Here is a 12343-nt window from a genome sequence, read left to right as displayed (position 1 = left end):
TTGAGCTGACCGCGCGCCAAGAAAAGGGCCTATTTACTACGTTTAACTCGAGAGGGCCGACCATACCCGCCTTTTCCGAAAAATGGCAAGCCCTCTACCTGCGGTTTTAATTTCATAATCTTTGTCATGGTCGAGGGTGTGGTAGCAAACGTAGTAGATAGGCCCGTTTTGTGGCATACGACCCATTCAAGCCCAATCTCGAAGGCTAAAGAGAGCCTCTCATCCACGCCTGGGAGCGAAAACCAAATAGAATGAAAGGCAAATGGAAAGCCCGTTTGACGAGCGGAGGACATATGCGCGACGTAGCCGAAAGCGACTGGAAGCTGTTTAAGAAAATGCTTCCTCAATGGCAAGAACGTTATATGGAAAAGCTCATCGCCCAGTACGTTGAGATGCTGAACGGCGACAGCGAAGCGTCCAGTAGATTTTGGGCATTAGAAGAGCGCCTCAATAGAGACAAGCTGTCCTCAGGCGTAATCGCAAACAACATTCGCCGCAGCACAATGCACCGCGAGATAGCCAATTTGCTTATCGACAGCGTGATCACCCTTGACGACCTTGACGGTTTTACCGAGGACATTAAGAGCTATGCGCAACGCTGGATTGGGCAGTAAGAGCACTGAACGACAGACCTCCCCAGCAAAACGGGGCAAACGCTGGGCCACCTAATGGTTGTCCGGCGTTCGCCCAGATAAAACCTGCCAAAATAACCCTGTCCCTTTTTGGCAGGTTACTCGGCGCTCTTGAGGGCGCCGACCATGTCGATCTTGTTGAGCGTTCGGTTGGTGGCGAGGTTGACGATGATCGTAAAGCCGAAGGAAAGCACCACGGCAAGCACGTAGCTCAGCGGCTCGACTTCGACGTCAAAGTACAGCGACGGCATCTGCAGGATGTACGTAAAGCTCTCGGCAAGCAGGCCACCCAGCGGCACGCCCAGCGCGGCACCAATCGCCGTCAAAATCAGCGTCTCCTTGTTAACGTAGTGGTGCACCTCGCCACGACGGAAGCCCAGCACCTTGATAGTCGCCAGCTCGCGTTCGCGCTCCGAGATGTTGGTATTAGACAACGTAAATACCACCACAAACGACAGGCACGCCGCCATAAAGGTCACAAGCACCACGACCGAATTGATAATCGTAAAGTTTGCCTCATAGTTTTCCCAATGCTCGGCGGTACTCGACAGCGTAATCCAACCATCGCTCTTAAGACGGTTGGTAAACGCAATCTGATCGGCCGACGAACCCTTAAGCAGCGCAAGGATGCCGTTGAGGCGCGCGCTTCGACCGAACGCGCTCTCATAGGTGCTCTGCGTCATATAGAGCGTGTTGCCCAGATAGTTAAGCGAAATGTCGCTGACCTTGACCTTGGCGACGTTGAGTGACGAATCCTGGACATGTGCTGTGTCACCCGGCTTGATCCCCAGCACCAGCTGAGAGCTCTTGCTCAAATACACATCCCCGTCGCGCAGGGCGAGCGGTTCTTCGGACTCGTCCTCGAGACACACGTAGTCGTCCAGGTCGTTCGTGCGGTCATCGGGCACCACGATCAGTTGCACGGTCTCGCTCTTGCCGCCAAATGTAAAGGTGACGTTGTCGGTCATAATCGGCAGCGTCGAAGTCACGGTCACGTCGGAATCCTTGGCTGCGCTTCGCTCGTCGAGCGCCGCGCACGTCTGCGAAAAATCGTCGGGATTGGCGACCGCTAGCAGGTCATAGCGCGTGATATGCCCGTACTGCTTGGGCGAAAGCGCCACCGATGTATCGCGGATGCCCATACCGCAAATCACGAGCGCCGTGCAGCCCGCGATGCCAAAGATGGTCATAAAGGCGCGCTTTTTGTAGCGGAATAGGTTACGTGCAGCGACCTTATTTAAGAAGCCCATGCGGCGCCAGATAAAGCCGATGCGCTCGAGCAAGATGCGCGAGCCGGCGCGCGGGGCCTTGGGGCGCATGAGCGAGGCCGGGGTCTCGGCCATCTCGTGGCGGCAGGCGATAATCGTGGCGCCCACCACGCCCACGGCAAACAGCGCCACCGAAACGATCGAGGACACGATGTCGTACGAAAGCAGCATCTGGGGCAGCGAGTACATGTCGTCGAATACCGTAAACAAGAACAGCGGCAGGCCCACAAATCCAATGATGTTGCCCAGCACGCCGCCAATCAGGCAAGCCCACAGCGCATAGTCCACGTATTTGGACAGGATACGCCCGCGTGAATAGCCGAGTGCCTTGTACAGACCGATGAGCGTGCGCTCCTCCTCGACCATACGCGTGGCGGTGGTGAGACTGATGAGCACAGCGACGATAAAGAAGATGAACGGGAAAACCGTGGCGATGGCCTCGATCGAGGAGCTATCGCTCTCGACGCTCGAGTAGCTCGCGATGTTGCCGCGGTCCTGGATGTACCAGGTGCATTCGCCAAGGTCGGAAATCTCGGCGCGGGCATCGGCAAACTGCTGGTCGGCGGCGGCACGGCGCTGGTCCAGGTCGGCTTGCGCCTGCGCACGCTCCTCGCTGCCCTCGGCCATACGATCGATGTTGTCCTGTTCAATCCCAAAGAGCATATTCGCTTGGCGCTCGGCCGCATCCAAACTTGCCGGCGTATCGACCGTCAACTCTTGAGCACGTGCCTTTTCGCGTCCGTCGCGGATCTTATCGATATTGCCCTTGACCTCATTAATCTTTGTCGTGTAGGCATCCGAATAGGAATTGAGGCTCTTAGCCCCCTCGACGGTCACGTGAACCGCGGAGTAGGAAGAAGATGTCGCGGCATCCTCGCTCACATAGAACTTATAGTCCGCAGCCGAAGCAGCGCGAAAGGCATTGACGGTCGAGTCGGAGCTCACATCGGTGGGGTCGAGGACCTCAGCCGTAATGGTGTAATCACCCGCGGCGAACTGATCCTTGGCACTTTGATTGGACGAGCTCGCATCGTTGGCGGCAAAGCTCACCGTATCGCCGATTTTCTTGCCCGAAGCCTTCAAAAAACGCGAGGTCACCGCGACCTCGCCGGCACGCTCGGGCAAATCGCCACTCACCAGCACCGGCTGATCGATATTCTCCCTGGAAAGGCTCTGGACGACCACGCGCTCGCGCGTTGTACCCACGGCGGTGTAGGCGGTCTCGGTGTAGATGCCCTCGGCTGTCTCGACGCTGTCGACCTCTTGAATGGCCGCAAGATCGTCGCGCGTAAGGCCATAGGTCGACTGCACGTTAATGTCATAGACATTCTGCTGGTCAAAGTAGGCGTCAACCGAATCGCACAGGTCCTCGCAGCCCGCCTTAAGGCCACACATCACACTCACGCCAAGCGCCGTGATGACCACGATGGACAAGAAGCGCTTAAGACCGCCTCGGATTGTGCGGTAGATGCCACGGCGAAACACCGTCGGCACCATGTCGTTTGAACTTTGGGCAGTGCGGTAGGTCGCGAACTCTCGGTCGCGACCGACGTGCTCCGTATCACGGTTTTGGCTGTTTTGGCGATCCTGGTCCATGGGCGCTACCACTCGATCGTCTCGATAGGTACAGGATTTTGCTGGACAGTCTCGCTCTCCACGCGGCCGCTCTTAAAGCGGATCAGGCGATCGGCCATGGGCGCCAGCGCGGAGTTGTGGGTGATGATAATGACCGTAATGCCTTGCTTGCGACAGGTGTCCTGCAACAGCTGCAGAATCTGCTTGCCGGTTTTGTAGTCGAGCGCGCCCGTGGGCTCGTCGCAAAGGAGCAGCTTAGGGTTCTTGGCCAGCGCGCGGGCAATGGACACGCGCTGCTGCTCTCCTCCCGAAAGCTGCGCAGGAAAGTTGGCGAGGCGCTCGCCCAGGCCGACCTGGCAAAGCGTTTGCTCGGCATCGAGCGAATCGGGGCAGATTTGCGCCGCGAGCTCGACGTTTTCGAGTGCCGTCAGGTTGGGGACCAGATTGTAGAACTGGAAAACAAAGCCGACGTCGGCGCGGCGGTATTCCACGAGCTGCGCCTCGTTGGCGGAGCTCACGTCGCGCCCGTCCACCGTCACGGTGCCGGAGGTCGCCGTATCCATGCCGCCCAGAATGTTGAGCGCCGTGGTCTTGCCGGCACCCGAAGCACCCAGAATGATGGCGAGCTCGCCGCGCTCGACCGTAAAGCTCGCGCCGTCGAGCGCGTGGATGCGGGCGTCGCCCTCGCCGTATGCCTTGATGACGTCTTTGAATTCAATATAGGCCATCGATTAATTCCCATCTGGTCGGATAACTCTTTAGTATTACCCATTTCCCACCCACCAAAAAGGGACAGGCTCATTTTGGCAGGTTTTATATGGGGGAATGGCGGGTGTGGGCGAGGCATTGAGGCTATCCAAGTCAACCATTTGACCCAAGCCTCGCCCACCGCTATGATGCCGCTTCGGAATGAATGTCTCCGCTGGGTGCGCTAGCTAAGCTGTCGCGTCACCCTAAACCGCCTTGTTGCTGATGACTTCTGCTGTTACGTGGTGCCTCCTAGGTATCACGCCGCGGCAGGAGTCTTTTTTGTTTTGGAGGAGAAGTGTCAGAAAGCAGCACATCGAGCAGGATTAAACGCCTGGTCAACACCTATAGCGGCCTCGTGCTTATGGGCGCTGTCGGAATCCCCGTCGGCATTATCGTTGGCGCCATCTGCGCGCTCTTTGGTCGCGTGCTTCTGGCGATTGGCACCTTCCGTGACGAGCACATCACTCTGCTCCTTCCCCTCCTCGCCCTCGCGGGCCTTGCCATCGTGTTTGCCTACCGCACTTGGGGCAAAGGCACCGAACGCGGCATGAGCTTAGTATTCGACGTAGGCCACGGGCGCGAAGACGCTATCTCCCCGCGCTTGGTGCCGCTCATTATGCTGAGCACGTGGGGAACGCACCTCTTTGGCGGCAGCGCGGGACGCGAGGGCGTGGCCGTGCAGATCGGTGCAACCGTCTCACATTGGATCGGCCGACGTTTGCCTTTCCGCGACCCCGGCAACACGTTTTTGCTTATCGGCATGGCTGCCGGCTTTGCCGGACTCTTTCGAACGCCACTTGCAGCCACGGTCTTTGCTATCGAAGTGCTGGTCGCAGGACGCATGGAATACCGCGCGCTGTTTCCCGCGCTTACGGCCTCACTCGCAGCAAGTATGACCTCCGGCGCCCTAGGACTCGAGAAGTTCGAGGTCGCCGTTACCGCCTCGTATGCGCTCGACCTCCCCGGTCTTGGACGGCTAGCGCTGTTGGGTATCGCGTTTGGTATGGTAGGCGGCGCTTTTGCCTGGTGCCTTGCCCATGCCAAGACCCTTGCAGCGCGGCTGTTCCCCAACCCTTACATACGCGTTGCCGTTATGGGCCTTGCACTGTCGGCGATTCTGTTCGTACTGTGGCAGGGGCGATACTGCGGCCTTGGCACAAACCTGATATCGGCAGCGCTGGACGACAACGGCAAGATTGCCATCATGCCTTGGGACTGGGCGCTTAAATTCGCACTCACCATCGCCACGCTTGCCGCAGGATATCAAGGTGGTGAGGTAACGCCGCTGTTCTCCATCGGAGCAAGCCTGGGTGTCGTGCTCGCCGGAATTCTCGGCATGCCCGTCGAGTTCTGCGCCGCGCTGGGCTACGCCGCCGTCTTTGGCGGCGCCACCAACACGCTGCTCGCGCCAATCCTTATCGGTTGCGAGGTCTTCGGTTTCGGTAATCTGCCGGCGTTCTTCATCGTCTGCGTTGTGGCTTACCTATTCAACATGGATAAGTCCATCTACGCCCTGCAGGAGCGGGCGTAGATCGATGTCCAGGCAGGTGGTCTCAACCGGAAACGGCGTCCCACTCTGAGGCTGTATTCCGGGGCACGGTTTCCGCTCGGGACGCCATTCGGAAAGCGCATCCCGCTTTATAACAGAATTCCGGAACGTGGTTTCCGTCTGAGCCTCCATTCGGAAAGCGTGTCCCATTCTTTCACGGCATCTTGGCTATGCAAAGTGCTCGAGCGTTACTCCTCGTACGCGCCCTCAAGCCGCAGCAGCCACTCCTTGCGGTCAAGGCCGCCAGCATATCCGTTGAGCGAACCATCGGCGGCAACCACGCGATGGCACGGCACAATAATCGAAATGGGATTACGCGCGACCGCGGCCCCCACGGCACGGGGAGACACAACGGGTGCCTCATTTCCCGGCACACGATGTCGAGCCGCAACACGCTGGGCGATCTCGCCATACGTAGCGACCTCGCCACGCGGAATTGAAAGCAGCTCGTACCAAACTTCACGCTGAAACGCCGTGCCAATCATATGCAACGGCGGCGTAAACCGAGGCTCCTGCCCCGCAAAATAAGCATTCAGCCAAGCCCAGGAACGCTCAAGCACCGAAGAAGCCGCACCATTTGCCGGACTCACCGAAGACATCCCACCGGCACCAGAAACCGCATCGGCACCTACGACATACTCCGCATCCTCTTTGAGTAGCGTAGAGCCAAAGTGCTCCTGCCTCTCAAACCAAAGCCCCGTCAAACCGCGGCCATCAGCGGCAAGCAGGATTTCGCCCAAAGGCGAAGCAAACGTCGTCGTGACCACCAGCGGCTCCTTTCAAAACTCCGCAACATAATACCGCGAATTGTGCAGACAACCCCAATCGACCCCAAAGTCACCCAAGGCAGCAGGCGCGAACGCGCCGCAGCTGCCGGCCGAGCCCCACAGTCCCCAAAGGCGGCAGGCGCGAAGCGCCAAGGCCGCCGCCGGGACCAGGGCCCGCAACAACCACGTGCCCCCACATCAGCCCAACGGCCCCAACCAACAACGGCCCCATCGCAGGCCGCGCGCAGCAGCGTCACCGCAGGCGGGGGCCGGGTTTAGTTTTCAGAACACTCCGCAGACCAGTGTGGCGCCTTGTCCGCGGCTCCGAAGGAGCAGGACAAGGCGCCACACATGGTCGAGGACGTTCTGAAAACTAAACCCGGCCCCCGCCGGACAGGTCAACCTACTCGCAGAGCAGCTTAGCGATCTGGACGGCGTTGGTTGCCGCGCCCTTACGGATTTGGTCGCCGCAGCACCAGAAGGTGATGCCACGTGCGGCCTCGGGGTTCGAGATATCACGGCGCACGCGACCGACCCAGATCAGGTCCTGGTCGGAGGTGTCCATCGGCATGGGGAAGCGATCGTGTGCATCCTCGGCACCCAGATCGTCAACCAGCTTGACGCCCGGAGCGGCGGCAAGCGCAGCACGGGCCTCTTCCACCGTGATGTCGCGCTCGAACTCGAGCGTAATGCTCTCGGAGTGCGAGCGCAGCACGGGCACGCGCACGCAGGTGCAGTTCACGCGCAGCTCGGGCAGGTGCATGATCTTGCGGCCCTCGTTTTGCAGCTTCATCTCCTCGGAGGTAAAGCCCTCTTCCTTGACGCCGCCAATCTGCGGAATCAGGTTGCTCGCCAGCTGGGCGGCAAATGCACGCGGCTCGGGAATCTCCTCGCCACGGCCCAGAGCGGCCAGCTGAGCCTCGAGCTCGGCCATACCGGGAGCGCCAGCACCCGAAGCTGCCTGATACGTGGACACGATCATGCGCTTCACGCCGGCGAGCTGATGTAGCGGCCACGTAGGAACCAGACCGATGATGGTCGCGCAGTTGGGGTTGGCGATCAGGCCGTGGTGCCACTTAATGTCATCGGCGTTAATCTCGGGCACGACCAGCGGCACCTCGGGATCCAGACGGAAGGCGTGGCTGTTGTCGACCACAACGGCACCGCGCTTGACGGCCTCGGGCAGCAGCTCCTTGGCGATATCGTCGCCGGCAGCGCCGAGTACGATGTCGCAGCCCTCAAAGGCCTCGGGGCAAGCCTCTTCGATCACAACCTGCTCGCCGCGGAACTCAACGGTCTTGCCCGCAGAGCGCGCGCTCGCCAGCAGCTTGAGCTTACCGACCGGAAACTCCTGCTCGTTGAGGCACTCGAGCATCTGGGTGCCCACAGCTCCCGTCGCGCCCAAAATAGCAACCGTGTACTGTTTCATGCTTCCCCCTTTAAAGGTTGTAGCTATCGCCCGCACGCCAAGCAGGCCGGATATTCTTGCCCAGTTTATACAAGAACGGGGCGGATACAAAACCCGCCCCGTCGAAACGAAACCGAAACGAAACGCCCGGCAGTAGATTTTTGGGACATCCTAAAAATCTACCGGGACGGAAACTACTTGTGGAGTGCGGCCAGAGCGGGATCGACCGGCGCAGGAGCCTCCAGATCGGAGACCTTCACAATGCCGTTCTCGTCGGAGAAGGCTCGGTAGATGGTCTGAATCGCCAGGTCAAAGTCCTTCTCCTCGACACCGATAATGATATTGATCTCGTCACAGCTCTGCGAAATCATGCGCACGCTCACGCCGGCCTGGCCGAGCATGCCAAACAGATGGCCCGAGATACCTGCACGACCGCGCAGGTTACGACCGACGGTAGCAATAAGTGCCAGACCCTCAACCACCTCGATCTCGAGCGGCTCGACTTCCTGTTGAATGTCGCCCACAAGCGAGTACAGCGAATCGTGCACATCCTGCTCCTGCACCACGGCGCCAAAGCGATCGACGCCGGTGGGCATGTGCTCAACGGAAACGTCATAGCGCTCGAACACCGAAAGCGCGCGGCGCATAAAGCCGACGCGGGGCTTGGTGCGGTCGCGGGCCACATTGATGGCGACAAAGCCGCGCTTGCCGGTCACGCCGGTAATGATGGGCTCTGCCTCGCCCTCGTCAGCCGTCTCGCTAATGATGGTGCCGGGGTCCTGCGGCGCATTGGTGTTCTTGATGACCAGCGGAATACCCGCCTCACGCACAGGAAACACGGCCTCCTCGTGCAGGACGCTTGCGCCCATGTACGAAAGCTCACGCAGCTCCTCGTAGGTAACGCGGGCGATGGGCTGCGCCTCGGGCACAATACGCGGATCGGCAGAATAGAAGCCCGAAACGTCGGTCCAGTTCTCGTACAGATCGGCGCCCAGGCACTTGGCCAGAATCGAGCCGGAAATATCGCCGCCGCCACGATCGAGCAGCTTGATCTGACCCTCACGCGTCGCGCCATAGAAACCGGGCATAACAAAGCCGCCCTGCTGACCGTACTCCTGCACCAACTCGGAGGTGCGGTTCATGCTGAGCGTACCATCGTGATGGAATGCAACGACCGTCGCGGCGTCCAGGAACGGCAGGCCCAGGTACTCGGCCATCAGGCGAGCGGTGAAGTACTCGCCGCGGCTCACAAGCTCCTCAGTGGAGTAGCCACCGGAGCGAGCACGCTCGGCAAAGGCCGCAAACTCTTCGCGGATGGGATAGGTGAGCTCCAACTCGTCAGCGATATCAAAGTAGCGCTGGCCAATGTCCTCGAGCAGTTCCTCGCACGACACGTGGTACTTAACGTGCGCGTTAACCAGGTAAAGCAGGTCGGTCACCTTGGTGTCGCCCTTAAAACGGCGACCGCAGGCAGAAACCACCACAAAACGGCGGGCAGGGTCGGCATCGACGATGGCCTTGATCTTCTTAAAGTGTTCGGCGTCGGCGACCGACGAGCCGCCAAACTTGGCAATCTTAATCATGGGCTGGAGGTTACCTTTCTAAAAAGCCTCTGCGAACCTATTTTGCGCGCTCTGATACCATGGTTTCACCGATTGGGACCAAGGCATCCGAGGAGCAGTGTTATATGGGAACTTATCATAGTACACGAGGACGCACTTTATCGTGCTCAAGTAAGGTGGCAATCCGTACTGGCATCGCTCCCGACGGGGGTTTGTTTGTCTCGGACGAGCTCGGCACCCAGCAGGTCGATATCAGCTCGCTTGCAGATAAATCGTACTTTGAAATCGCTCAAGATGTGTTGGAAATGTTACTGAATGATTACACGGCCGAAGAAATTTCGGCGTGTGTCGACGAAGCATACCGCGGCACGTTCGCGAGCGAAGAGGCTACGCCGCTCGTCAAACTCGATGCCGCACCGGGCGCCGACGCCCCTCAGACCTATGTGATGGAGCTCTTTGGCGGCCCCACGAGCGCCTTTAAGGACGTCGCCCTGCAGATGCTCCCCCGCCTGATGGCCCGCACCTCCGCCAAAGAAGGCGGCGCCGAGCGCATCATGATCGTCACCGCCACGTCAGGCGACACGGGCAAGGCCGCACTCGCTGGTTTTGCCGATGCTCCGGGCACGGGCATTACCGTCTTTTATCCCGAGGGCAAGGTCAGCCGCGTCCAGAATCTGCAGATGTCCACACAGGAGGGCGACAACGTCGCCGTCTGCGGTATCCGCGGCAACTTTGACGACGCCCAGAGCGCCGTCAAACGCATCTTTGCCGATAAGGAGCTGGCCGAGCGCCTGGAGGCCGCCGGCACGGTGCTTTCGAGCGCCAACTCCATCAACGTCGGCCGCCTGGTGCCGCAGGTCGTCTACTACTTTGCCGCCTATGCGCAGCTGCTGCGCGCCGCCGCTATCGAGGCTGGCGACGCCGTAGAGTTCTGTGTGCCCACCGGCAACTTTGGCGATATCTTGGCCGGCTACTACGCCAAGCGCATGGGTCTGCCCGTCGCCAAGCTCGTCGTGGCGAGCGACAAGAACAACGTGCTGGCCGACTTCCTGACCACCGGCGTCTACGACCGCAACCGTCCGTTCTTCACGACCATCTCGCCGTCGATGGACATCCTTATCAGCTCCAACCTGGAGCGTATGCTCTACTTCCTGTCCGACGGCGACTGCGAGCTCGTTGCCGGCCTTATGGAGCAGCTTGCCCAGACCGGCCGCTACGAGGTGCCCGCCGAGCTGCTGGCCAAGATCCAAAGTGTGTTTGGCTGCGGTTGGGCCAGCGAGGACGAGGTCCGCACTGCCATCAAGAGCTGCTGGGACGCCAACGGCTACGTGATCGACCCGCACACCGCTTGCGGCTATCACGTCTTTGAGCAGGTCGCCCCCGCCGAGGGCGCCAAGGTCCGCGTGCTGCTTTCGACCGCCAGCCCCTACAAGTTCCCGCGCGCCTGCTGCGACGCCCTGGGCCTCGACGTTCCCGAGGACGACTTTGAGGCCATGCGTGTGCTCGAGCAGGCCACCAACACGGTCGCCCCGACCCAGCTCGCCGAACTCGAATCCAAACCCGTCCGCTTCGAAGACGTCTGTGACGTCGATGAGATGGCCAACTACGTAGAGTCTGCAGCAAAAAAGATGACTACCAACTAAAACCCCTTATAAGGCGCCGGCGAAAGCCGGCGCGCCTTCTTCCATCAGATAGCCCCCGGGATGATGACGAACGCGCACAGCGTGCCTGGTTGTTTAGTTCGTCGCGAGTTCCGCACGCAAAGGAAAGCACTTAATGTGCTTTCCGTCTTGCGCAGGACTGCCCGAGCAGCGAACTAAACAGCCAGGCACGCCAGGAGGACTCACATGATCAAAATCACCGTCCCAGCAACAAGCGCCAACTTGGGTATTGGCTACGATACCCTCGGCATGGCCGTCAGCCTCTACTCGCACTTCACCTTCGAGCGCGCCGACAAACTCACCATCACGGGCTGCCCCGAGGAGTTCCAAAACGAGAATAACCTGGTCTATGTGAGCTTTGTCGATGCTCTGGCCGCCTGGGGCGAGCCGGCATTCCCCGTCGCTATCGACATTCAGACCGACGTGCCCGTCGCCCGCGGCCTGGGTTCCAGCTCCACCTGCGTCGTCGCTGGCATCATGGCTGCCGCCGCGCTGACAGGCCACACCGTCGACCGCGCCGAGCTCGTCCGCATCGCCACCGAGGTCGAAGGCCATCCCGATAACGTCGCCCCCGCTATCCTGGGCGGCGCCGTCTGCTCCTTTACGCCAACCGATTCGCTTCCCCAGTGCCTGCGCTATGAGGTGAGCGATCGCTTGCGTTTTATTACCGTGATTCCGCCCTACGAGGTGCACACGAGCGAGGCGCGCAAAGTCGTGCCGCAGGAGATTCCGCTCTCCACCGCCGTGTGGCAAATGGGCCGCATCGCCGGCATGACGCGCGGCCTGGAGACCGGCGACCTGGACCTTATTGCCGCCGCCAATGACGACCGCATCCAGGAGCCCTATCGTCGCCGCTTGATCCCCGATTACAACGCCGTGCGCGACACCTGCCTGAACGGCGGTGCCAAGACCATCTGGATCAGCGGTTCGGGCTCAACCCTCATGGCCGTAACCGATGACACCATCGTAGCCAAGTTCCTGCAGGTCAAGCTGCGCGAGCAGTTCCCCAAGTGTGATACGCATATTCTGACGTGCGACACGGAAGGCGCCCAGATCGAATACCTGTAGTCGCCGTCCCGTATACTCGCCGGGGAGGCCAGGGGCTTTGCCCCCAAATCGTCCTCGGACATGGCAGGACCCCCGCTGCGCACTTCGTGCGGCGGGGGTCCTG

At 60.1% G+C, this 12343-nt stretch carries 9 protein-coding genes; 4 read left to right on the top strand and 5 right to left on the bottom strand.

Annotated elements, in window-relative coordinates:
• Positions 1–293 precede the first annotated feature (293 nt).
• Complete coding sequence (locus DXB98_RS07665) at positions 294–614, top strand: multidrug transporter (RefSeq protein ID WP_117734238.1); 321 nt, start codon at positions 294–296, stop codon at positions 612–614.
• A gap of 116 nt (positions 615–730) precedes the next feature.
• Here DXB98_RS07665 and DXB98_RS07660 read toward each other — a convergent pair whose 3' ends face one another.
• Positions 731–3496: an ABC transporter permease gene (locus DXB98_RS07660; protein WP_233505129.1), complete on the bottom strand. Its 2766-nt coding sequence runs from the start codon at positions 3494–3496 to the stop codon at positions 731–733.
• A 5-nt stretch (positions 3497–3501) separates the two neighbouring features.
• The gene (locus tag DXB98_RS07655; protein ID WP_117743716.1) at positions 3502–4203 is read right to left on the bottom strand and encodes an ABC transporter ATP-binding protein; all 702 of its coding nucleotides are present in this window, start codon (positions 4201–4203) and stop codon (positions 3502–3504) included.
• 317 nt (positions 4204–4520) lie between these two features.
• On the opposite strand from DXB98_RS07655, the gene DXB98_RS07650 reads away from it, so the two are divergent.
• Complete coding sequence (locus DXB98_RS07650; protein WP_199407155.1) at positions 4521–5756, top strand: chloride channel protein; 1236 nt, start codon at positions 4521–4523, stop codon at positions 5754–5756.
• Positions 5757–5962: 206 nt separating this feature from the next.
• Here the strand turns inward: DXB98_RS07650 and DXB98_RS07645 are convergent, their stop codons facing one another.
• From DXB98_RS07645 to DXB98_RS07635, 3 genes are all read right to left on the bottom strand, one after another.
• Complete coding sequence (locus DXB98_RS07645) at positions 5963–6541, bottom strand: methylated-DNA--[protein]-cysteine S-methyltransferase (protein ID WP_233503857.1); 579 nt, start codon at positions 6539–6541, stop codon at positions 5963–5965.
• 403 nt (positions 6542–6944) lie between these two features.
• A complete protein-coding gene (locus DXB98_RS07640; protein ID WP_117743715.1) occupies positions 6945–7970 on the bottom strand; it encodes an aspartate-semialdehyde dehydrogenase in 1026 nt (341 codons plus the stop codon).
• 173 nt (positions 7971–8143) lie between these two features.
• A complete protein-coding gene (locus tag DXB98_RS07635) occupies positions 8144–9532 on the bottom strand; it encodes an aspartate kinase (RefSeq protein WP_117743714.1) in 1389 nt (462 codons plus the stop codon).
• A gap of 104 nt (positions 9533–9636) precedes the next feature.
• Here DXB98_RS07635 and thrC point away from each other — a divergent pair, with 104 nt between their 5' ends.
• Both thrC and thrB read left to right on the top strand, forming a co-directional pair.
• Positions 9637–11154: a threonine synthase gene (gene thrC, locus DXB98_RS07630; RefSeq protein WP_117743713.1), complete on the top strand. Its 1518-nt coding sequence runs from the start codon at positions 9637–9639 to the stop codon at positions 11152–11154.
• A 204-nt stretch (positions 11155–11358) separates the two neighbouring features.
• A complete protein-coding gene (gene thrB / locus DXB98_RS07625; RefSeq protein ID WP_006234874.1) occupies positions 11359–12240 on the top strand; it encodes a homoserine kinase in 882 nt (293 codons plus the stop codon).
• Positions 12241–12343: the final 103 nt, after the last annotated feature.

Source organism: Collinsella sp. OM07-12 (assembly GCF_003438275.1).
Classification (GTDB): Bacteria; Actinomycetota; Coriobacteriia; order Coriobacteriales; family Coriobacteriaceae; genus Collinsella.
The sequence above is the reverse complement of the archived record's forward strand: the minus strand, read 5'-3'. Positions and strand labels throughout refer to the sequence as shown.

Bases quoted from the DNA above. Each gene is read 5' to 3' on its own strand.
- thrC (WP_117743713.1), top strand. From the start codon at position 9,637: ATGGGAACTTATCATAGTACACGAGGACGCACTTTATCGTGCTCAAGT.
- DXB98_RS07655 (WP_117743716.1), bottom strand. From the start codon at position 4,203: ATGGCCTATATTGAATTCAAAGACGTCATCAAGGCATACGGCGAGGGC.
- DXB98_RS07660 (WP_233505129.1), bottom strand. From the start codon at position 3,496: ATGGACCAGGATCGCCAAAACAGCCAAAACCGTGATACGGAGCACGTC.
- DXB98_RS07635 (WP_117743714.1), bottom strand. From the start codon at position 9,532: ATGATTAAGATTGCCAAGTTTGGCGGCTCGTCGGTCGCCGACGCCGAA.
- DXB98_RS07640 (WP_117743715.1), bottom strand. From the start codon at position 7,970: ATGAAACAGTACACGGTTGCTATTTTGGGCGCGACGGGAGCTGTGGGC.
- DXB98_RS07665 (WP_117734238.1), top strand. From the start codon at position 294: ATGCGCGACGTAGCCGAAAGCGACTGGAAGCTGTTTAAGAAAATGCTT.
- thrB (WP_006234874.1), top strand. From the start codon at position 11,359: ATGATCAAAATCACCGTCCCAGCAACAAGCGCCAACTTGGGTATTGGC.